General features: G+C 51.9%; 18 protein-coding genes and 1 pseudogene. 10 read left to right on the forward strand and 9 right to left on the reverse strand.

The features are described 5' to 3' along the window. Nucleotides 1-298: pseudogene (locus G461_RS0110400) on the forward strand (IS5/IS1182 family transposase); the annotation flags it as partial. Nucleotides 299-1,546: 1,248 nt separating this feature from the next. On the opposite strand, the gene G461_RS0110410 reads toward G461_RS0110400, so the two are convergent. The 4 genes from G461_RS0110410 to G461_RS0110425 all read right to left on the reverse strand — a co-directional run bounded on the left by G461_RS0110410 (nucleotide 1,547) and on the right by G461_RS0110425 (nucleotide 7,826). Further along, the gene (locus G461_RS0110410; RefSeq protein WP_035480024.1) at nucleotides 1,547-2,461 is read right to left on the reverse strand and encodes a family 16 glycosylhydrolase; all 915 of its coding nucleotides are present in this window, start codon (nucleotides 2,459-2,461) and stop codon (nucleotides 1,547-1,549) included. Nucleotides 2,462-2,797: 336 nt separating this feature from the next. Then, nucleotides 2,798-4,324 (reverse strand): sulfatase family protein, encoded by a 1,527-nt coding sequence (locus tag G461_RS0110415; RefSeq protein ID WP_026971793.1) that lies wholly within the window; start codon nucleotides 4,322-4,324, stop codon nucleotides 2,798-2,800. A gap of 34 nt (nucleotides 4,325-4,358) precedes the next feature. Then, nucleotides 4,359-5,966, reverse strand: a complete 1,608-nt coding sequence (locus tag G461_RS23905; protein WP_051333494.1) for an MFS transporter — start codon at nucleotides 5,964-5,966, stop codon at nucleotides 4,359-4,361. A gap of 432 nt (nucleotides 5,967-6,398) precedes the next feature. After that, complete coding sequence (locus G461_RS0110425) at nucleotides 6,399-7,826, reverse strand: aldehyde dehydrogenase family protein (protein ID WP_026971794.1); 1,428 nt, start codon at nucleotides 7,824-7,826, stop codon at nucleotides 6,399-6,401. A 323-nt stretch (nucleotides 7,827-8,149) separates the two neighbouring features. Between G461_RS0110425 and G461_RS23910 the strand changes: the two genes are divergently transcribed. The 9 genes from G461_RS23910 to G461_RS0110470 all read left to right on the forward strand — a co-directional run bounded on the left by G461_RS23910 (nucleotide 8,150) and on the right by G461_RS0110470 (nucleotide 16,169). Beyond that, nucleotides 8,150-8,875: an IclR family transcriptional regulator gene (locus G461_RS23910; RefSeq protein WP_051333495.1), complete on the forward strand. Its 726-nt coding sequence runs from the start codon at nucleotides 8,150-8,152 to the stop codon at nucleotides 8,873-8,875. 64 nt (nucleotides 8,876-8,939) lie between these two features. Further along, nucleotides 8,940-9,995, forward strand: coding sequence for a TRAP transporter substrate-binding protein (locus G461_RS0110435; protein WP_026971795.1), 1,056 nt, complete (start codon nucleotides 8,940-8,942; stop codon nucleotides 9,993-9,995). Between the two features lie 35 nt (nucleotides 9,996-10,030). Beyond that, nucleotides 10,031-10,516 (forward strand): TRAP transporter small permease, encoded by a 486-nt coding sequence (locus G461_RS0110440; RefSeq protein ID WP_026971796.1) that lies wholly within the window; start codon nucleotides 10,031-10,033, stop codon nucleotides 10,514-10,516. Next, entirely contained in the window at nucleotides 10,516-11,784 is a 1,269-nt protein-coding gene (locus G461_RS0110445) for a TRAP transporter large permease (protein WP_026971797.1), read from the forward strand. The genes G461_RS0110440 and G461_RS0110445 overlap by 1 nt, the downstream gene beginning before the upstream one ends. A gap of 18 nt (nucleotides 11,785-11,802) precedes the next feature. Then, entirely contained in the window at nucleotides 11,803-12,948 is a 1,146-nt protein-coding gene (locus tag G461_RS0110450) for a mandelate racemase/muconate lactonizing enzyme family protein (protein ID WP_026971798.1), read from the forward strand. Nucleotides 12,949-13,011: 63 nt separating this feature from the next. Beyond that, nucleotides 13,012-13,914, forward strand: a complete 903-nt coding sequence (locus G461_RS0110455; RefSeq protein ID WP_026971799.1) for a 2-dehydro-3-deoxygalactonokinase — start codon at nucleotides 13,012-13,014, stop codon at nucleotides 13,912-13,914. Next, nucleotides 13,904-14,542 carry a 2-dehydro-3-deoxy-6-phosphogalactonate aldolase gene (locus G461_RS0110460; RefSeq protein ID WP_026971800.1) on the forward strand — a complete coding sequence of 213 codons (639 nt, stop codon included), beginning with the start codon at nucleotides 13,904-13,906 and terminating at the stop codon, nucleotides 14,540-14,542. The genes G461_RS0110455 and G461_RS0110460 overlap by 11 nt, the downstream gene beginning before the upstream one ends. Before the next feature lie 826 nt (nucleotides 14,543-15,368). After that, nucleotides 15,369-15,563, forward strand: coding sequence for a hypothetical protein (locus G461_RS26075; protein WP_157360283.1), 195 nt, complete (start codon nucleotides 15,369-15,371; stop codon nucleotides 15,561-15,563). Nucleotides 15,564-15,989: 426 nt separating this feature from the next. Continuing rightward, on the forward strand, nucleotides 15,990-16,169 hold the full coding sequence (locus tag G461_RS0110470) for a hypothetical protein (protein WP_026971801.1): 180 nt from the start codon (nucleotides 15,990-15,992) through the stop codon (nucleotides 16,167-16,169). A 59-nt stretch (nucleotides 16,170-16,228) separates the two neighbouring features. On the opposite strand, the gene G461_RS0110475 is transcribed toward G461_RS0110470, so the two are convergent. From G461_RS0110475 to G461_RS0110495, 5 genes are all read right to left on the reverse strand, one after another. Beyond that, on the reverse strand, nucleotides 16,229-16,996 hold the full coding sequence (locus tag G461_RS0110475; protein ID WP_026971802.1) for an HAD-IIB family hydrolase: 768 nt from the start codon (nucleotides 16,994-16,996) through the stop codon (nucleotides 16,229-16,231). Nucleotides 16,997-17,013: 17 nt separating this feature from the next. Continuing rightward, nucleotides 17,014-17,814, reverse strand: a complete 801-nt coding sequence (locus G461_RS25510) for an endonuclease/exonuclease/phosphatase family protein (protein ID WP_026971803.1) — start codon at nucleotides 17,812-17,814, stop codon at nucleotides 17,014-17,016. After that, nucleotides 17,814-18,677 (reverse strand): carbohydrate ABC transporter permease, encoded by an 864-nt coding sequence (locus G461_RS0110485; protein WP_084429145.1) that lies wholly within the window; start codon nucleotides 18,675-18,677, stop codon nucleotides 17,814-17,816. Before G461_RS0110485 ends, G461_RS25510 begins: the two co-directional genes overlap by 1 nt. Continuing rightward, on the reverse strand, nucleotides 18,674-19,567 hold the full coding sequence (locus G461_RS0110490) for a carbohydrate ABC transporter permease (protein WP_211236266.1): 894 nt from the start codon (nucleotides 19,565-19,567) through the stop codon (nucleotides 18,674-18,676). The genes G461_RS0110485 and G461_RS0110490 overlap by 4 nt, the downstream gene beginning before the upstream one ends. A 72-nt stretch (nucleotides 19,568-19,639) precedes the next feature. Then, complete coding sequence (locus tag G461_RS0110495; RefSeq protein ID WP_026971806.1) at nucleotides 19,640-20,929, reverse strand: ABC transporter substrate-binding protein; 1,290 nt, start codon at nucleotides 20,927-20,929, stop codon at nucleotides 19,640-19,642. Nucleotides 20,930-20,946 lie beyond the last annotated feature (17 nt).

Genomic DNA, 20,946 nt, shown 5'->3' on the forward strand with positions numbered 1-20,946 from the left:
GAAAGGCATTACTGCCAGCATTCCACCAAGGAAGAATGCTGGATATTGGCGTGGTGAGCACCCGCGGAACGAAGCCGTAAATGCGCTTAAGAGCGGGCAGTTAGCATCATGGAAACAGGATTGTGGCTATCATGAGCGGTCGCTATCAGAGACGGCAATGTATCGCTACAAGCAACTCATAAGCGGCAAATTGAGCCTGCGTGATTACAACGCTCAAGTAGGTGAAATTATGGCTGGCGTGGCGGCGTTGAACAAAATGAGCAGGCTAGGTATGCCTGTTCGTCAGGCAGCTGGATAAACTGCTGAACAGCGCAGGGATACTGTGTTCCCTGTACTGAATTGATCAACAACGCCGCTTCAAGGCAACAACGAACATACTGTGAACATTGATCCTGGATTAGGTGTGGCTTATGGAGCTAGTGCCTCAGCAACCATGGAAATAAAGCTATTCGGTTTGGGAGACGCCTCAGGGGCTCCAGTGTATACCAATCACTCGATATGTGTAGGTGGGGGCTCGGGGCATGTGTACACGCGACGTTCTTGGACGAAAATGCGTTCTCGATGACGCTGTCCGTAGGATTCGTGAAAGGAGTTAGCATAAGCAGTACGCTTTTGGCGCCAATGAAGGCCGATTACTCGAGAATTGACTACTTTCGATTTGAGTTTGACGATTATTAAGATATTTGGTGGTACTAGTGTTAGAAATTATTGCCGTAGCTTTAATTTGTTTTCTTATACCTTTGGTTACAGGAATGATATTCTTGTATTTGGTTATGATTTGGAAAATACAAAAGTATTTAAAGGATAATCACTTTGAATGCTGGCAGAAGTTAGGGAGTCCTCATTTAATAAAGAACAACTCTATAAGTGGGGGCGGTAAGTTCTTGCATTTCCTTAAAAATGGACACAACGATTTGGACGATGATTATTTATCGAAAATCTCCGCGCGGTGCTGGATAATTTATAAGTTCGCCAGCGTGTCGTTTGTGTTTTTAACGGTGGTCGTTATCTATGCGTTTAACTATCTTTGACCACGTTTCAGAGGAAAGCGATCAAAATATTATAAATAACTTAAGTGCCAATGGTTCTCTTTCGTCTGTAGCTGTCTCAGCAAGCGAGCCCAAAGGCTTTGATCAAACGATGTTATTTGGAAGTTAGCGGGACATCCATGTTATCTATCTCGAGCACTCAAGTGGGTGACTGCCTCAGACTGATGCAAAAGCCAGTAGTGGTGATCAGTCCTGACCTGCGTATGCTATAGCACGGCCATTTTGTGGGGCTGACATCCGGTGTGTTTCCGGGGTGGAGGGCAGGCGCTAGGCAATAGCTAGGGCTTTATCGGCAAACCGTTTGGTGGCTCGCCGTGGGGAGCCTGAATGTGGTGAATGGCGACAGTTTTGGTGATTATTGATAATCGTCAATAGGGATAAATAAAAGGCTCGATGCTGCCTCAACGCTATCCCTGCGTATCAGCTTCATCGAGCCTATTCTAATTACCTATCAAGTAAGCGAGTTATTGCTCGCCTACTATTTTCTTCTCAGAATCTTATTCCTGAGTCCACACACGAACGTATTCAACTTCCATGGTGGTTGGTAGGCCGCTATCTTCTTCGGCTACGTCCACAGGGTAGAACTGGTTACAATCCCAACGGGTGAACTTCTTACCGCGCATACCCAGTGACAGGGCTACGTTCATTTGGCGGTGCCAGTAAAGGTTCTTCTTGTAGCCGACCTGCTGGCCGTCAACGTACCAGGTGATGTCGTCTGGAGTGACGTTTACTGCATAGATATGGAAGTCTTCGCGAGGGTCGAAGCCCAAGTTATGCAGGTTTTGGTGAGTCTCTGGGTTTGGCTTTGGACGTACCCACTGCGGCTTACCATCTTTGACGATGATGTTGTGCAGGTTGTGGTCACTGTGAGTAGGATCTTCCTCGTCCTGCTGCAGCTCTACGATGTCGATCTCGGCGTACTGAATATCGCCTTCTTCTTTTAGCGTGGTGTCGATAAAGCTATAGATCCAGAAGGCTGGCGATACGCCCGGGTGCAAGTCGGCGCCTTTGATCTTCGCTTCATAGTAGCCGTAGGTGCCGGTCGCTTTTGACTTCACCATGCCTGAGCGGAAGAACAGCGGGAAGTCGTACACGGTTTTATCGTTACAGCCGTCTTGGAACTTACGGTTGTGCTGATCGTAAGATGCGGTCAGCTTAAGAACGCCATCTTCCACGTAGCTGTTTTCTTTAGACCAAGTCCAGATCTGGAAAGGTTCTGGTTGGAAATCCCACTTGCCGGTGTCCTCAAAGGCAAACTCGTCGGAGCGGTCCTCTTGAAGCACCCAGGTTTCGCCGGGTTTGGCGGTGTGCGGTTGAACGGCTTCTGTTGCAATAACGCTATTCGCGAAAAGGCAAGATGCCCCTAGTAGCGCTGAAATCAAAGTCCTTCTGTAGCATAACTCTTGGGTCATTCCTATTCCCTCGTAATGAGCTCAAATGAGCATTAGGTTTTCATTAGAAATAAAGTCGGTTAATTCACAAGTGCATATTGATTAACAGTGTTCTGGGTTTTAATTAACCCTTGGCAGAGTTGTATGAGTTCTCTAGTTAATTAATCACAATGCTTTGGAATTGAGTTAATTCTAACAACTGTGGCTGTATAAATTGTGATCAAGATCTTTATGGTTGGTTGTGGAATAAAGCTCCCGTTATGTGGGATAAGATTTATTAACTGTGTGTTTTTATGGCGATGGATATAAAAAGGCCTTTCTGAAAAGAAAGGCCTAGGTATTATTCCGCTTTAATTTTTACCAAAGCGCATAGTGGTTAAATATACCGATGTCGCACTCGATATGTTTCTGGAATAAACGTGCTCGGAAGTCACTGCAGATCGACTTAAACACTGGGTCGCTGGTATCCGCCAGGTTGGCGGTCTCTTTTAGGTCGGTGCGGTGGTCGTACAGCTCCTCTTCGCCGGTATCCAAGTAGTAGGTGTAACGGAAGTTCGCATCGAACAGCGATACGTTGCGATTCGCCTCCCGGGCGGTATAGCAGGTCACCATCGGGGTGTTGCCATCGGCTTTCGGTCCAAAGATATCGATGCCCTGAACGTAGCTAGGCACATCCACGCCAACCATCGAGAGCAGGGTAGGCACTACATCGGCGTTGCTCATTGGGGTGCTGCACTGCTCTGGCAGTTGCTGCCCAGCCGCCGGTTTTACGATAAATGGCAGGTGAAGCAGGTTGTTAAAGGCCACATCGTACTTACAGATCATGTCCAGATCGCCCAGGAAGTCGCCATGGTCAGAGGTGAACACGATAATGGTATCGTCGTACATGCCTAAGGCTTTTAGCTTCTCGACAATCTGACCCACCGAGCGGTCAATCAGCTTGACGGACGCGGCGGTGTAGCGATAGGCGAGGGCGAGATCCTCTGGGTCAGCGCTAAAGTTTTCCATGGTCTCTTGGACCGCTTTGGGCTTTTGACCCACCAAGTCTTCGCGACGGGTAAACTCGGGCAGTGGTATATCGTGGAACTCGGCTGCCAGCTCTTCCGGCGGGGTAAACGGATGGTGTGGATCCGGATAGCCGACAAAAATAAAGTTTGGCTGATCGCTGTCTTTATTCTGCTCCAGGTGCTCGCACACCTCGTCGGCCAGCCACATGGTGTTATGCAGCTCAGGGGGCAGCTTGGAGGCATAGATATCGTCGCGGATAGAGCCTTCCTTGGTATTGATGTCCTCACCCGGGAATACCGATTTGAGCAGCTCTGGGTGCTTTTTATGTAGCCAGCGACCGTAGTGGCCACGGTTGTAGCCACAAGGCGCTTCGCCATGGCCCAAGATCAGTTTCTTGGTGTTAAAGCCGTAGTAGGGCTTCTCGTCGTACTCGGCTTCTTCCTTATCCCAGTTTGCGTAGGAGTCATAGAAGCCGTAGGACTCATCGGCCAGCATTGGCTCTAGGTGCATCTTGCCGAACAGGGCGGTGTTGTACTGATTGTCAGACAGGATATCCGCCAAGGTGGGGATCCGGTCGACCACATCCACTCCGAACAGGCGTTGGCTGATCACGTTGTTCTTGTCTTCACAGCCATTGTCGCGACGCCACAAGGGGATACCATTCGACGATACGCCATGGCCGGGTACGTACAAGCCGGTCATTAGGCTGGCCCGTGATGGCATACACGCCGGGTTAGTGGAGATATGCCGGGTAAAGTTACAGCCCTCAGATGCCAAGGCATCGATGTTATTGGTTTGGGCATGTTGGTTACCGTTACAGCCCAGGCTATCAAAGCGCTGCTGGTCGGTGTGTAGAATTATTATGTTCTTTTTCATGGTTTAACCTACTTCTTGTTTATTCCACGGCCTATTAGTACTGCTTGGCTTCGACGGCTGCCGGGGCGGCTTCAGCCTCTTCGTCTGCGCCTTTTTTAATTAGCAGAGACTCAATCTGTTCAATCGATTTGTTCTTGGTTTCTGGCAATACCAGCCATACCAACAGAATGCCGAGTCCACTGCAGATGGCGTAGCTTAAGAAGGTATTCGCGGCGCCGAAGTTGGTGAGCTGCCATGGGAAGAAGCGCTGCACAAAGAAGGCGGCCAGGCTGGCGATAAGACCGAATGATGGAATGGCCACAGAGCGCACCAAGTTCGGTGTGACCTCAGAGAACACGACCCACATAATCGGACCAATTGAGAAGAAGAACGCCGCTTTAAACACAAAGATGGCGGTCACGATGGCGTAAGGGTTTAGCTTGATAAAGGCGTTAATCAAGGTGCCTTCGCTGAGTGCAATCTCGCTATCGCTGTAGAGTGGGCGAATGGCGTCTTTGAAGTCACGGTCGGTCTTGAACTCGCTGTTTAGCAATGTGCCTAACGGCGCAGTATCGATTTTACCCTCAAGCTTGGCGATGCCTTGCTCTGAGATATGGTACTCGGCGCTACTAAAGCCATGCCAAATGGTTAGGTGGCTCAAGCAGATGGTCAGCAGACCAACCAGCAGCAAGTTACGGCGACCCGCTTTGTCTACCAAGCGCATGGCAATCAAGGCGAAGATGATGCTGATAAGACCAAGTAAGGTGGTTTGCAGGAAGGCGTTGTTTTCACCCAGGCCAACTTGCTCGAAGATCATTGGCGAGTAGTAAGACACTGCGCCCATGCCGCTAAACGATTGCACCAAGGCCAAGCCAACACCGATAACCAGGATTTTACGCATTCTGCCAGACAGCAGCGCTTGGAACTGGGTTTTTAGCGGAACATTGCTTTCGGTAATCAGCAGGTTTTCTTCAATCTCTTGAACCACCTCTTTTACTTCGTGGTCAGGCGTGACCATGGCGATGATGTCTGTGGCTTCTTGCTTGTGGCCTTTTTTCATCAGCCAACGCGGTGACTCTGGCAGTTTAAACAGGGCTAGGGTCCACAGGATAACCACTGGGATCTCACTGGCGAACATGGTGCGCCATACGTTCTCGGTTGAGAACAGCAGGGAGTTATCGTCAAGCAACAGTACACAGGCGTAGTTAATCAGGTAAGCCACAAAGAAGCCGATTCCCATCATCACCTGGTTAGAGGCCACATACTTACCACGTTCCTTACTTGGCGCTAGCTCGCCAATATACATGGAGGCGATACTCAAGCAGCAGAATGCCATACCGCCGAGCATACGGGCGACGACCAGTACGGGGTAGCTATTGGCAAACGTTGATGCAATGGCTGATACCAAATAAAGGAAAGCAATCACCAGCATGACTTTTTTGCGGCCAATTTTGTCTACCAATGTACCGCTGAAAAGCAGTGCGATAATCGCACCAAACGCCGGAGCACTAACCACCGTACCAACTTGCAAATCGGTTAAATGGAATTCTGCTTTAATGAACTTTACCGTACCGGAGATGATTCCGGCATCAACGCCGAAAACAAATCCACTTAATACGATGATGATCATAAAGTTAAAGAGATTTCTTTTTTTGTCTGTCATTACTGATCCTTGTATGCCTCTTTTGCTTATGGTTTTTAAATAACCATTCGCTACCACTAAATATAAAAGTATTTCAGTTTTGCTAAATATAAGCGGCTCATGATGTGATTGTTTTATATGAGCTGTTTAAGCTAGCGTTCAATTCGAAGTAACTTTAGCATGCTGGATTTTCTGATTTAGCGATGGCAATCACGAATAGTGGGGTGATGGTGATATTCCCGTTGTGCGGGAGATTTAATATTTATGGCGGTGACTATAAATTGATAGCTATTAACTGGATTACAATGTCGTTTCACTCTGCGCTTTTTATTTGTTCAGCCTGCCTGTAGTTTGTTCTAATTTCTTTATTCTTTCTAAACCCTCTGTAGATCAAATATTTACAACAAATAAAAAAGCAGCTCCGAAGAGCTGCTTTTTTTGTGGTGAGACGCGCTACAGCAGCGCTTCGGTCTCGCGTATCAGGTACAGATACTCAGTGAGGGCGTGGGCTGAGCAATCACAACCGATGCCTGATTGCTTGATCCCAACATGGGGCAGGCTGATGTGGTATTTCACGCCATTAATTTGGATCTCGCCAAACTCGAGTTGATCGGCGATGTTACGGGCGCTGGTTTTGTTGTTGGTAAACACATACGAGGCCAGGCCAAACTCGGTGTTGTTGGCGATCTCTACGGCCTCTTGTTCGCTGTCGAAGGTCGCCATGCAGATCACCGGGCCGAACACCTCTTCATGGAAGATCTTCATGTTGGTGTTGAGCCCCTCGATGACGGTAGGTGGGTAGAATGCACCGGGCTGAGTCTCATCAAAACCACCACCGAGTAGCAGACTGCCGCCTTGGGTAATCGCATCTTCGACAAAGCTGTGTACATTGTCGCGCGCGCCCTTATCAACCAAGCAACCCATGGTACCGGGTGAGTTGGTACCGGTGCCTAACACCACTCGGTTGGTGCGCTCGATAACCTTGTCCTTAAAGGCTGGGTAGACGCTGGCATCCACCAGTACCCGGTTCGGAGTCACGCAGATCTGTCCGCAGTTACCGTACTTAAGGGCGGTCAGGATGTCGGCCGCTAAGTCCAAGTCGGCATCTTTACAGACGATAAACGGCGCGTTGCCGCCAAGCTCCATGGAGTAGCGTTTGATACTGCTGGAGGAGCCGGCCTGCATGACCTTCATGCCGGTTTGGGTGGAGCCAATCAAAGTCAGCATTGCTGGGATCTTAGAGCTAGACAAGACATCATTCACTTCTCGGTCGGTAGCGGCCAAGACATTCACTGCGCCGGCAGGCAGCCCGATGGAGTGGCAGATGGCCCCTACCAGATAGGCCGACAGAGGCGACTTAATCGATGGCTTGAGAATGATTGGGCATCCTGCCGCCATGGCGGGGCCAATCTTGTAGGCGAGATTAAGCAGTGGGAAGTTCCAAGCAAGATAAGCGACTACCACGCCAATCGGGCGATAGGACAAGGTATGGCGATGAGTGCCATCGATGTCTGGGATGGCTTCTGGGGCATGGCGCTTAATCTCTTCAGCGTAATACTCCAGGCTGTGGATCAGCATATCGAAATCTTCCTGGGTTTCTTTCCAGGTTTTGCCCATTTCGTTCATCACACATAGGCGAAGCTCGGATTCATAATTAGCCAGCGCATCTCTTAGCTTTAACATCCATGTGCTGCGCTCATTGATTGTACTTTTTCCCCAGCTTTGCTGTGCTTTATTTGCCAGCTCAAGTGCCACTAGCGCATGTTCTTTATTTGCGACAAATATGTCTGAAATAGGCTGATCCGTTGCTGGGTTAATTAATTGATGTGTGCTACATGCCTCAACAAGTTCTCCGCCAATATATAACTTTGATGCTTCCATTAAATTTTTACCTCATATCCTTTTAGCAAACTCCGCGAGATTATATTCAGCTCAATTTAAATAAAACTGTGATCTAAACGTTTCTGGATTCAGGTTCCCATATGGTGGAATTCGTGTGTGGTATGACCACCCTTGGCTTGATCCGTCCCTAGCCCTGTTGGCAGCGGGGCGAGGGTGACTGCGTGGATTGAGTTAGTCATTCAGCAGGGGTATCATAATCCCACAATGTGGAACTATAGTTTTGCATTGTGGAACGTTGAGGGTGATCACACTTTTGTTTCTATCTAACCGTTATATTTTCCACCGCATCAGGAGGGTGATTTATGAGCAAGCTTCAAGGAAATCAGGCACTGGTTAAGGCATTGGCCGTCATCGACGCCGTCGCAGACGGTCATCGCCAGTTAAAAGATATCTGCCTGGTCCTTGGCTATCCCAAATCCACTGTGCATCGCATCCTGCAAGGGCTGATTGAGGCGCGCTATATCCGTGAAGTGAAGGGGATTGGCTTGGTACTGGGTACCAAGGTGATTCAACTGGGGATCCGCGCACAGCAAGACATGCCGCTCAAGGAGATCGCTAAGCCGTATCTTCGCGAACTGTCAGAGCTGACGCAGGAAACCGTGCACTTGGGGATTAAGGATGAAGACCACGTGTTCTACCTCGATAAGTTACCCGGACAGCGGCAGATCCAGATGCGCTCACAAGTGGGCGACCGGCTACCCATGTCGATTACCGGCGTGGGCAAGGCGCTGATGCTGGATATGCCAAAAATGGAATGGAAGCGCTTGATTAGTTCACAAACCCAGCAGGATGTGGACGCCATGATGCAGCGCATGAACGAGTACTCAAAGCGTGATTACAGCTTTGACCTCGAAGACAACGAGGACCACGTTCACTGTGTCGCGGTTCCGATCCGCAACAAGTACGGCAACATCATTGCCGCGGTATCGGTGACCAGCATTAAAGAGTACATGCCTGATGACCGTATGCGTGAGCTTGTTCCTGTGATTACGAGCTACTGCAAAAAGATATCAGAGCAGCTTAACTAACGCTGTCTGTCGGCTTGCGTGGCCTGGGCAGCAGATTCAATCATCGCTTTAACTAGGTAGTGCTATGTCGAAAGCAGGTAAAATTTTGGCAGTGGGTGGGCTTTTTGTCGCCTCTGTGATTGGCTTTGCAGCCCTTAACAACAGCAAATCCACCTCGGGTTATGAGGAGGGTGGCTACACCTCTCAAGTGAGCACATTGCGCTTTAGCATGAGCTCGAACAATCAGCATCCGATCTTTGATGGGGCTGAGAAGTTCAAGGAGATCGTTGAGAAATACACCGAGCTGAAGGTGGATATCTATCCTTCAGCTCAGCTTGGCGACGACCGTGCTGCCATTGAGATGCTGCAGCTAGGTACCTTGGACGTGTCGATTCCTTCAACCGGACCGCTGGCCAACTTCTATCCTGAATACAACGTATTTGACCTGCCATTTATGTTGAGTAGCGAACAGGTTGCCGACCAAGTGCTGCGCAGTGAATTCGGTGACCAGATGCTTGAGATGCTGAGCTCGCGCGGGCTGGTGGGGCTGGATTTTTGGGAGAATGGCTTTCGCCATCTGACTAACTCGCGTCGCTCGGTGCAGTCCATCGAAGACGTGCGCGGGCTTAAGATCCGCACCATGGAAAGCCCATTGCACTTGGACGCCTGGCGCGCCATGGGTGCCACCCCCACGCCGATGGCCTTTAACGAGCTATTTACTGCATTGCAGCAAGGCACGGTAGATGGCCAGGAAAATCCTTATCCCAACATTGCCCTGAACAACCTCTATGAGGTGCAGGGCTCGATGACCGACACCGGCCACGTGTACACCCCGTTGGCACTGATTTTTAGTGAAGCGACTTGGAATAAACTCAGCCGTCAAGACAAGCGAGTGATCCGTCAGGCCGCTATCGAAGCTGGCGACTACCAGCGCGAGGTGAACCGTCAAGTGAATCTGGACAGCCTGAGTACCATTGAGCAAAACATGGAGGTTGTAACCTTGACGCCGGATGCGCGCAAGGCCTTCCAGGATGCAACCGCCTCGGTGGTGGATAAGTACGAGTCGATTATCGGCGCCGATGTGATTGAAGCCTTCCGCGAAGAGATCCGTAAGGCCGAAGCTGAGCTGGCTCAGCCCTAAGGTGATTCCCCCTACGGGGGGAGTGAGGAAGCACAATGCTTAAATGGTTAGATAAATATTTAGAAAACGTGATTGCCTGCAGCTTGCTGGCAATCATGGTGGGGGCAATCTTCCTGCAGGTTGTCACCCGCACCCTTAACTTCTCGTTGACCTGGACTGAAGAGCTGGCGCGCTACTGCATGATCTGGTTGGTGTACATAGGCCTGAGCTTTGCGGTGGCTAAACGCAGCCACATCCGCATCGATGCCATCAATATGTTGCTCGACAAAAAAGAGCAGCATTATCTATCGCTATTGGCGAGCACGGTGTTCTTGGTGTTTGCGACGGTGATTTTGTACAAGTCGACCCAGATGGTGATTAACCTGCAAATGCTTGGGCAGTCATCGCCTGCGCTAGGTCTGCCGATGTGGACTGTTTACCTGGCGGCGCCGGTAGGCTTTGGACTGGCGGTGATTCGTTTAATTCAACAGATGTTCGCCACTTACGAGTCGTTAGACTCACTGGAAGAGGGGGGCAACTAATGTCGATCTTTATTCTGTTTGCCACCTTCGCCCTGTTGGTGTTCTTGTCGGTGCCGATTGCAGTGGCGCTGGGCCTAGCGACCATGTTGTCGATCGCCTCCTCGGGAGGCTTGAGCCTGGACTTTTTGGTGAGCACCTTGGTGACCTCGGTGGACTCATTCCCGATTATGGCGGTGCCGTTCTTTATCTTGGCTGGCGATATCATGGGCAGCGGCGGTATCTCGCAGCGCTTGGTGAATTTTGCTAACTCGCTGGTGAAGAATCTGACCGGTGGCTTCGCGATTGCCTCGATTATCACCTGTATGTTCTTTGCTGCTATCTCGGGCTCCGGCCCTGCCACGGTGGCCGCAGTGGGCGGGATCATGATCCCGGCGATGATCAAGTACGGCTACGACAAGGCCTTTGCCACCGCGGTAGTGACGGCAGCCGGTGCCATTGGTGTGATGATCCCACCCAGTATCCCGATGGTGATGTATGGCGTGTCGGCCAGCACCTCGATTGGCGATCTGTTTATTGCCGGTGTGATTCCGGGAATGCTGGTGTCGTTCTGCCTGATGGCCTATGCCTATTACTACTCGAAGAAGCACGGCTACAAAGGTTCAAGCGAGCCGTTTTCATTCAAAGAGGTGTGGGCGCAGTTCAAACATGCCCAGCTGGCGCTGTTGATTCCGGTCATCATCCTCGGCGGTATCTATGGCGGTATCTTTACCCCTACCGAAGCCAGTGTGGTCGCGGTGGTGTACGGCCTGATTGTTAGCCTGTTCTTCTACAAAGAGATTACAGTGGCTGACTTGCCTGCCATCTTCACTAAATCGGTGATTACCTCGGTCATCGTGCTAATCATTGTGGGCACGGCAACCGCCTTTGGTAAGTACCTGGCGCTGGAGCAGATCCCCACGCAGATCGCCAATGCCATGCTGGCCTTCTCCGAGAGCAAAGTGGTGTTCATCCTGCTGATGATTGCGCTGCTGCTGGTGGTGGGCTGTTTTATGGAAACCGTCGCGGCCATCATTATTCTGACGCCGATTCTGGTACCGGTAGCCACCTTGTTTGGCTTCCACCCGGTGCATGTGGGCATCATCATGGTGGTCACGCTGGCGATTGGTTTTATCACTCCGCCACTGGGCTTGAACCTGTTTGTCGGCTCGAGTGTCTCGGGTGTGTCGGTGGAGCGCTTGTCCAAGGCCATTATTCCGTTCTTTATTGCCATGCTGGTTGCTCTGGCCTTGGTGGTGTTTATTCCTCAGCTCACGCTGGCCCTGATTTAAGTTAAAGAGAAGATCATTATGAAAATCAAAAACGTGACTGCTCACGCCATTTCAGTTCCGCTGGAAACGCCGTTCTACTTTTCCCAGGGGTGGGCGCACAACCGTAGCTCGATGATTGTCGAGATTGAAACCGATAGCGGCATCATCGGCTGGGGTGAAGCGCTGTGTCATGGCCTGCAGCCACCACACATTGCCGCAGCCTTCATTGAGCAAGTGTTCAAGCCCATTCTGATTGGTCGCAACCCCTTCGATGTCGAAGTGCTATGGGAAGAGATGTACAACACCACCCGCCCGTACGGCCAAGGTGGGGCGGCGGTGAATGCCATCAGTGGCGTTGATATTGCGCTGTGGGATGTGATTGGTAAGGCCTGTAACCAGCCGATCCATGCGCTTATCGGTGGTGCCTTCCGCACTGAAGTGACCCCTTATGCAACAGGCTTCTATCGAGTGGCCGAGGGCAACTACCCAGCCGATCTGATTGCCGAAGCCCATCGCTACGTAGATGCCGGCTTTGAAGCCTTCAAGCTGAAGATTGGCTTTGGCATCGAACAAGATATTGCCTTTATGAGGGCAATCCGCGAAGCCGTCGGTCCGGATGTAAAAATTATGGCCGACGCTAACGGCGCCTACAACTCTGGTGCGGCCCGTCGCTTGATTAAGGCCACCGAAGACCTAAACCTATACTTCCTCGAAGAGCTGCTGTCGCCGGAAGATCTAGAAGGCTACCAACAGCTTAAGAACCTGTCGGGCACTTACATTGCGGCCGGTGAGCAGGTGTTTGGCAAGATGGGTTACCGTCCATGGCTGGAAGGTCGTGCTCTCGACATTATCCAGCCAGACCTGTGCTCGTCTGGCGGTATCACCGAGTGTAAGAAGATTGCTGCCATGGCCCAGGCCAGCGCTACCCGTATGATCCCCCATGTGTGGGGCTCGGGTATTGGTATTGCGGCGTCGCTGCAGTTTATCGCTTCATTGCCCGCCACTCCGCTGTCGTTGAACCCGATTGAGCCAATGTTGGAGTTCGACCAGTCATCGCATCCCTTCCGCAAAGATCTGATCTGCGATGGCATCAAGATGGCGAACGGCAAGGTGCAGATCTCCACCAAGCCAGGGATCGGCGTGGATGTCGATCGCCGCGTGATTGAGCAATACAAAATTAATTAATCCCACATTTGATAGTCCCGGTGCAGCGGTGAATACGGCTGTGCTGGGGGAGTAGTAGATATCATGAGTAGTACCATTGAATGGTTGATTGTTGATTGGGGAACGTCCAATTTTCGCGCCTTTGCCATGGATAGCGATGGCGCGCTAATCGATAAGATCGAGCGCAACATGGGCTTGCTGCAAGTTGAGCAGGGCCAGTTTGCACAGCGTCTCGAGCAAGAGCTACGAGCGTGGCTTGGCGAGTACCAGCAACTGCCGGTGTTTATGGCAGGTATGGTGGGCTCGGCGCAGGGCTGGGTCGACGTACCTTACGTGGAAACGCCCGTCAGCATTGGGCAACTTGCCGAGCAGTGCCATCGCTTTACCCTGCCTTGGGGCGCGCAGGCGGTAATCATCCCGGGCGTTAGCACCGTGGATGAGCACGGTATTCCCGATGTCATGCGCGGCGAAGAGGTACAACTGTTTGGCTTGTTGGCCTTGTCGGGCCAATCTTCGCTACATGCCGCCTTTCCCGGCACCCACAGTAAGCACATCCATGCAAAAGACGGCCAGCTACTGGGCTTTAACACCTTTATGACCGGAGAGCTGTTCTCGGTGTTGTCCAAGCACACCATTTTAGGTCGTGGGCTGCCTGAGCAGCAAAGCGCCGAGCCGGCGTTTCTGCGCGGGGTTAACGAGAGCGGTAGCGCGGTGCTGAGCAGCCGCCTGTTTAGCACCCGGACTCACCGTTTGTTCGGCAATCTGCCAGAAGAGCAGGTGATGGACTATCTCTCTGGCCTGATTATCGGCGAAGAGCTGCGCCAGTTTGATAGCAAGGCGCTGCAGCTCGTCGGCGGTCAAGGCTTGTGCAAGCGCTACGCGCTGGCATGTCGCGAGCTTGGACTGGATAGCCAGTTTGTCAGTGGCGATGAGGCCTTTCTGGCCGGTATGTTGAAAATTAAAGAGGTAATGAGTGATGACAAATAGCAGTTTTAATTTGGCAGAGCACCTGCCTTTGGTAGCCATTATTCGTGGTGTAGAGCCTGCAGACGTGGTTCGGGTAACCCAGATCCTGATCGACGAAGGCTTCACCATGATTGAAGTGCCACTGAATAGCCCAGATGCTCTGGTTAGCATCGCGACCTTGGTTGAGCACTTCGGCAAAGACTACCTAATTGGCGCAGGTACCGTTACCACCCCAGAGCAAGCCCAAGCGGTTATCGACACCGGTGCGAACTTGGTGGTAACGCCGAACTTCAATGCGCAAGTGGTTGAAATGTCGGTTAACGCTGGTTGTGTCACCTTCCCCGGCGTAGTGACGCCTTCGGAAGCCTTTGCCGCCTTGGCAGCAGGCGCAACCGGTTTGAAGTTTTTCCCAATCTCAATGGTGGGAATGGATGGCTTCAAAGCAATGAAGTCAGTACTCCCCAAAGAGACTATCTGCCTGCCGGTTGGCGGCATTAACCCCGAAGAGGGCAGTATGAAGCCGTATCTGGATGCAGGGGCGAACGGCTTTGGCTTGGGCTCTGCGCTGTACAAAGCGGGGATGAGCGATGAGCAGATCCGCGCCAATGCGAAGGCGTTTGCGACCGTATATAAGTCAGTGACTGCGTAAGTAGGGACGTAAAAGTTACAGCGACTAAGAGTCAGCCTTGTTGTCTTTATCCTGCTCACTATATGTGCAGTAAGTATAATGACAATGAATGCTGGCTCTTATGTTTTTTAATCGGTCATTAGGTGCGGCTGTATAGTTCTATTCACCAATATCACTATTAGCACTTCTTAATCAAAGTACTTGCTTTATTTTTGATCTGATGCTTCCTTGAAAGCAGCGCTGATCTAAGTGTTCCCCATCTGCGTTTAATATTGGTTGTCAATAAAACACTCTCGAATTATAGGGCTTGCTGAGTCCAGTTTTTCGTAAGGATTAAAGTCGGCGTCTATAATCATATCTTGTAGGACTCTCACCTGTAGGCATAGTTTGAAGCGATGCTTACTCTTTCTAACTAACCAAGGGGCTTTAGTTATTGTTGTGAAAATGACTCGTAGTTTTGCCCAAATCACAATGGTACTTGCTTTGGCGCTTTCCCTTAGTCCCCTGAGTTATGCGCAAAGTGACCACCCGTCTGGGCGAGCAGTGTTAGTCGATACCTTAGAGTGCAGTCAGCTGAAGGCCCAGGGCATTGGTCTGCGTGGCTGTAACTAGCCCAAGACTAGGGTCTAGAGATTGCTCAACACTGGTTGGGCGCTATGTGGCTGGAATCCCAAGCTTTACCTGCAGAAAACGTCAAGCGAAAACCAACGCCAAAACATCAACTTGTAATGCTCGAAGAGGTATTTCTGAATTATTTAGGAATAATTTGAAATAGTTTGTTGGGGTGCTAGGTCTATTTAACCAGACTACACAGTCTGATTGAATTTGAGTTTTAGGAGATAGAGCCATGAAAGCCATTAAAACAGCCGTTACTGCAATTTTTGTTACTGGTGCACTTACTGTAAGCCTTCCTGGAATGGCTGCGAATAACAGTGGTTATCAGAAAGTTGATTATCGACACACCCTAGGGTCGGATGGTGCTGACCGCTTTACTTGTCGCCAAGAAGCGCGCCGCGGTGAACCACTATCTCCTTTCTGTTAAGATGATGTTTGTAATTATTAAAGGCCGCCTTTTGGCGGCCTTTTTCTATTGCTTATTCAAGCCTATGTCTGGCGGTGTTAGCTGATTTTTATGTTTTTTATTATGCTTATTTATGAGGTTAAATAAACATTTAACGTAAAACTTAGTTAATCGAAATAAAAATGGACCCGCTCCCATCGCCTAACCTTCAGTAAGTGCTTCTGCTGCATGGAGTATTTTGACGGAGGCGAGTATTGCTCCTCCTCTCTCTATGCTGAAACGTCGTAACAACGGCTTATGCAGCCAGGCTGACGTAAGGCCCTATGTAAACTCGCTTGCAAAAGGTTGCTTTTCGTAAGGTCGCTGGAGAAGCACGGAATCACGGGAGGCAGGTTGCTTCCTCGCAGTGAAGATGAGCTTTAAGTGCTCGGTTTAAGGAGATGTGACATGAATAACGCCATTACCGCTAAATTCGCCCTGCTGGGTTTTGCCATGGCGCTAGCGTCGACCAGCGCTTCCGTTGCTGCTGGCCAGGTTGGACACAACCAACAGATGACCCCCATGCAATATGGTTACTATTGTACTCAAGCAACAGCCCAAGGGATCTATCCGCAGCGTTGCCATTGAGCAGCAAGCTGGAGCGTCAGAGGGAGGCCCGCTCCCTCTGGTGTTTCAAGTGCCTTACTCTAAGCTCCCGCTAACAATCCATCTACCCACTGGGCAAACCCTTCACCGCCTTCCTTAGTCATAATCAGCGCAGGCTTGTGCTGCAGCCGTGGTAAGTGCGGCGCGATGTTAGCCACTGCCACAGAGTGGCGGAAGTAGGCGAACATCGGCTCATCATTTAACGAATCTCCAATATAGGCACAACGCTGTAGGATCTGTTGTTCGCTCCAATCCGGGCGGTGGTGAGCTAGCCAGTTAAGCGCGCCCTGCTTTTTGTTGTTATCACCAATCCACATATTGATATGAATCGAGCTGGCGGTGGCTTGCACGCCGCTGTTATGGATGTGTGCCAACGCTTGCTCCAGCTCTTGCTGGGTAATGCCACTGGCGTGTTGGTTGTAGTCGATGGCCCAATCGTAGCGGCGGTAGACGTTATCTTGCGCCAGTTTGAACTTGCTGTTGTCGGCCAGCACTCGCTCGGCCAAGGCCTGTAGGCAGCGATGGTTGTCGAGGCGCTGCTGCTCGGGTTGGGTATCGATGTAATGCAGCTGGCCGTCGGCCTTATCGATGCAAAACGCACCGTTCTCACCGATAACGGCGGTGACCGGCCATAGCCGGGCAATCTGATCGCACCAGCCAGCACAGGCGCCGGTCACCGGGATCACGGCAATGTTGGCCTCGCGCAGACGATACAGCGCGGTCAGGGTGGCAACCGGCAGTTCGCCGTGCAGGGTAAGGGTGTCGTCTACGTCGGTAAAGATAACGTCGGGTCGGGAAAAAGCGCTCATAGAGAAAGGTACTGGCCTTAGTTACAACTTAAAGTAAGGAAGAGGGGTTGATGATCAGACAGGTCGCAGCCGAGATCAACGCTGACGGAGCCCGCTAGCTCATCGCCGTGGCTGAGGAAATAATCGCGGCGATCGGCGCCATCGGGCCACTGCTGGTGGTCAAACACTCCGCAGGTGGCTTGTGGGTTGTCTGCCGCTAAATCGAGCCACTGGCGCCGTTCGGCTAACTGCTCACGGTACTCTGCAGAGTTATCCGGAATGTTCAGGTCGCCACACAGGATGCAAGCTTCAGGCAGCGCGAATGGGCGATACAGCCCGTCGCGGGCTTGGCTGGGGGACTCACTGAGCACCTTGGCGGCATCGATGATCTGCTCGATCTGCGCCAATTGGCTGCTGCGCTGCTCGCGACAGAAGAACTCCAAATGAGTGGTGATCACCCGAAGCGGTCCCTGAGAGCTTTGCACCACCATCTCGCCAGCGGAACGCGGCATATGTTGGTAGGCCTCGCTGGGGGCGGGCAGCAAGCAGTGGTTGCGCCATTGGATAACCGGCAGGCGCGAGGCAATGGCATTGCCGAAGCTGCGTGGCTGGCCGTTCTCAACATAACTAAGTGCTGGCACTAGCTGCCAGTGATAGTCGGGCAGGCTGGCTTGTAGCTGGCTAAAGTAACGATCATCCACCTCTTGCAAAGCGAAGATATCGGCGCGACTTTCGCGCAGATAGTCGATTTGCTCGCGCTGCTTAGGCTTTATGAAGGCATCGACGCCATTTTGGATGTTCCAGCTTAAGATGACGGGACCGGTATTACAGTCATTCATTACTTAAGCCCCGCATTCATAAAGCTTTGCATAAACTGGCGCTGGAACAGCAGGAACATGGCCAGCAGCGGCGCAATCGCAATCAAGGTTCCGGCGCTGAGTACCCCCCAGTCGACGCCTACCTCTGGCGAGCCAAACAAGGCCAGCCCCACGGTAATCGGGCGACTGTCGGTGGTATTGGTGATCACCAAGGGCCACAGGAAGTTGTTCCAGTGATGACTTAACGACACCAAGGCGTAGGCCAAGTAGGTGGGCTTGGCCAGCGGCACATAGACCTTGAGTAACACACCTAAGCGCGACAAACCTTCAACCCGGGCGGCATCTTCCAGCTCTTGTGGAACCTGCATAAAGGCCTGGCGTAGCAGGAAGATACCAAATGCGCTGGCCACATAGGGCAGGGCGATGCCCCAATAGGTGTCGATGGCGTTAAAGCGCGCCACCATCTGGTAGTTCTCGGTAATCAGTGCCTCGGGCATCACCATCATCTGCAGTAGCACAAAGGCGAACACCCATTGCCGGCCACGAAACTCGACCCGTGCTAAGGCAAAGGCGGCCAGTGTACATACGGTGATCTGCAGGCTTAGCAGCAGGGTGACCATGGCGAAGGTGTTAAACAGGTAGCGGACAAACGGCGCCATCTCCCAGGCGTGGCGGAAGTTATCCAAGCTCCAGGGCGCGCTCAAATCAAAGTAGATCGCATCCGAGCCGGTGTGAAAGGCCGCCCAGAGCATATACAACAGCGGTAACACCCACAGAAAGCCCAGTATCCATGCCGCGGTAATGTTGCTAAGGCGCATTATCGACAAAGCAGTGTTCGCACCGCTTGCAGAAGCGGTATTCGGTATGGCAGTTAACATACTCATCGGTAATGTACTCGCTTATGGCTAAGGGCGAATTGAATAGCAGAGCAAAGGCCTAACAGCAGCAACAGCACCATGGTGAGGATGGCCGCATACCCCGCATCGAAGAAGGCAAAAGCCGTCTCGTAGATATAGTAGAGCAGCAAGGTACTGGCGTTATTCGGGCCACCTTTGGTGAGGATGAACAGATGATCGACCACCTTAAAGGCGTGGATCACCGCATTGATAAACACGAATAGGGTGGTGGGGCCGAGTAGCGGCAGAATAAAGCGGCGCAGTCGGTAGAAATAGCCCGGCGCTTCTAAGCGAGCGGCATCATTGAGCTCGCTGGGAATGGCCTGCAGCGCCGCCAGATAGAAGATCATAAAAAAGCCGGCCTCTTTCCAGATAGCGAGCAACATAGTCGCCCAAAGCGCGGTGCTCGGGTCGCCCAACCAGTTCGCGCCCTGTATGCCAAATACCGCTAACACCCGATTAAACAGGCCGATATTGGGGGAGTAGAAAAACATCCAGATGTTAGCAGCGGCGACCATCGGCAACATGGTCGGCAGGAAGAACGACAGGCGCAGCAGGCTGCGACCGAGAAACTTCTCGTTTACCCAAAGCGCCATCACCAGTGCCAGTATCATCGAGGCAGGCACGGTAATCAGGGCGTACCACAGGTTGTTAGTAAGCGCTCGCCAAAACACCGGGTCGTAGTACAGATCCAGCAGGTTATCTTGCAGGGCAAAGTGGCGCGCGCCGGAAAAATCGGTGGCGAACAGGCTGTTATAAAACGCGCTAAAGGCTGGAAAATAGGTAAAGCAGCTCAGCAGTACCATGGCTGGCAATAGCAGCATCCAGGCGAAGGCAAAGTTGGAACTGCGCATCGAGTTTAATAGGGTGTTTGGCATAAGGTGTTCACATGCTCGTATCAAGCGTTACGGCGCAAGGTCAGTGAGCGTGCGCTCACTGACCTTGGCGTATTAACCGCGGTTGGCGCGACGTAGCAAACGCTCCGCCTGGCTTTGTGCGGTGTTCAGTGCTTCTTCAGCAGAGGCCTGACCGGTGAGGGTCGATTGAATTGCATCGTCGAGTACGCGGCGTACGCGGCCAGCATCATAGGTAGCCAACTCTGCAGTGGCCACGCTTAGCTGGTCGCGAGCCACCAAGGCTTGTGGTACTTGCTTGGCGTAGTCTTGCAGATCGGCAGTGGCGTAAGCCGCTTCGCTGATACCCACGTAACCGGTGGCAATACTCCACTGCGCGCTGCGCTCTGGTGCAGTCATAAACTTAACCAAACGGAAGGCCGCTTCTTGCTCGGCTTCGCTGCCGCTATTCATCAAGTAGAAGTTACCGCCGCCAGTTGGTGAGCCCGGCTCCACGTTGCCGGGTAGCTGGGCTACGCCCACATCGAAGCTGGCTTGCTGCATTACGGCGGTCAGGTTACCGGTGGTGTGCCACATCATGGCGGTGTTTTGCTCCAAGAACTCTTGGCGCAGGGTGCCCCACTCGATGGTGCCGGTTGGCATTACCTGATACTTATCACCCAGATCGCGCCAGTATTGCAGGGCTTCAACCATCTTCGGCGAGTTAAAGTTCACCTCGGTGCCCGCTTGGTTCATCAGGGTTTCGCCCTGCTGCTTGGCGAACGCGCCGAACATCCAGTAGGGGTAGCCGGTCGATGGCACCATCAGGCCCCATCGCTCGGTTTCACCCGAGCCGTTTTTCTTAACAAGCTTGCTGGCTACATCGGCCATCTCTGCCCAGGTCGTCGGCGCTTTTTCTGGGTCAAGACCGGCTTCGCGGAAGGCGTCTTTGTTGTAGAACATCACAATGGTGGAGCGCTGGAACGGGATGCCGTAGGTTTGACCGTCTAGCTGGCCGTTTTCCATCAGCGCCGGGTAGAAGCTATCTAGCCACTGTTGGTCTTCCTCGGTTTTCACAAAGTCGTTAAACGGGCGGATCACCCCACGGCTTTGTAACTCCAGCATATCGATGGAGAACATTACCGAGGTTTGCACCGCCTCGCCCGCATTAATGGCAGCCAAGGCTTTTACGCGGGTGTCGTCGTAGTTACCGGCATAAATGGCGGTAACATTAACATCGGGGTTAGCCGCTTCAAATTCGTCTACCATGCCATCGACCACTTGGGTTAATGGACCGCCCACCGAGATGGGGTAGTACATGGTCAGCTCGGTGGTCTCGGCCAATGCCGGAGCAGCGGCAAGGCCAGCCAATAAACTTAAGGTAGAGGCGTACTTGTTAAGCTTCATTGCTTAGGTCTCCAATT

This window comes from Aliagarivorans marinus DSM 23064 (assembly GCF_000429485.1).
GTDB lineage: Bacteria > Pseudomonadota > Gammaproteobacteria > Enterobacterales > Celerinatantimonadaceae > Aliagarivorans > Aliagarivorans marinus.

Bases quoted from the DNA above. Each gene is read 5' to 3' on its own strand.
- G461_RS0110485 (WP_084429145.1), bottom strand. From the start codon at position 18,677: ATGAGTATGTTAACTGCCATACCGAATACCGCTTCTGCAAGCGGTGCG.
- G461_RS0110470 (WP_026971801.1), top strand. From the start codon at position 15,990: ATGAATAACGCCATTACCGCTAAATTCGCCCTGCTGGGTTTTGCCATG.
- G461_RS0110460 (WP_026971800.1), top strand. From the start codon at position 13,904: ATGACAAATAGCAGTTTTAATTTGGCAGAGCACCTGCCTTTGGTAGCC.
- G461_RS0110450 (WP_026971798.1), top strand. From the start codon at position 11,803: ATGAAAATCAAAAACGTGACTGCTCACGCCATTTCAGTTCCGCTGGAA.
- G461_RS0110490 (WP_211236266.1), bottom strand. From the start codon at position 19,567: ATGCCAAACACCCTATTAAACTCGATGCGCAGTTCCAACTTTGCCTTC.
- G461_RS0110455 (WP_026971799.1), top strand. From the start codon at position 13,012: ATGAGTAGTACCATTGAATGGTTGATTGTTGATTGGGGAACGTCCAAT.
- G461_RS0110410 (WP_035480024.1), bottom strand. From the start codon at position 2,461: ATGACCCAAGAGTTATGCTACAGAAGGACTTTGATTTCAGCGCTACTA.
- G461_RS0110475 (WP_026971802.1), bottom strand. From the start codon at position 16,996: ATGAGCGCTTTTTCCCGACCCGACGTTATCTTTACCGACGTAGACGAC.
- G461_RS0110440 (WP_026971796.1), top strand. From the start codon at position 10,031: ATGCTTAAATGGTTAGATAAATATTTAGAAAACGTGATTGCCTGCAGC.
- G461_RS23910 (WP_051333495.1), top strand. From the start codon at position 8,150: ATGAGCAAGCTTCAAGGAAATCAGGCACTGGTTAAGGCATTGGCCGTC.
- G461_RS0110425 (WP_026971794.1), bottom strand. From the start codon at position 7,826: ATGGAAGCATCAAAGTTATATATTGGCGGAGAACTTGTTGAGGCATGT.
- G461_RS0110435 (WP_026971795.1), top strand. From the start codon at position 8,940: ATGTCGAAAGCAGGTAAAATTTTGGCAGTGGGTGGGCTTTTTGTCGCC.
- G461_RS25510 (WP_026971803.1), bottom strand. From the start codon at position 17,814: ATGAATGACTGTAATACCGGTCCCGTCATCTTAAGCTGGAACATCCAA.
- G461_RS0110415 (WP_026971793.1), bottom strand. From the start codon at position 4,324: ATGAAAAAGAACATAATAATTCTACACACCGACCAGCAGCGCTTTGAT.
- G461_RS26075 (WP_157360283.1), top strand. From the start codon at position 15,369: ATGAAAGCCATTAAAACAGCCGTTACTGCAATTTTTGTTACTGGTGCA.
- G461_RS0110445 (WP_026971797.1), top strand. From the start codon at position 10,516: ATGTCGATCTTTATTCTGTTTGCCACCTTCGCCCTGTTGGTGTTCTTG.
- G461_RS23905 (WP_051333494.1), bottom strand. From the start codon at position 5,966: ATGACAGACAAAAAAAGAAATCTCTTTAACTTTATGATCATCATCGTA.
- G461_RS0110495 (WP_026971806.1), bottom strand. From the start codon at position 20,929: ATGAAGCTTAACAAGTACGCCTCTACCTTAAGTTTATTGGCTGGCCTT.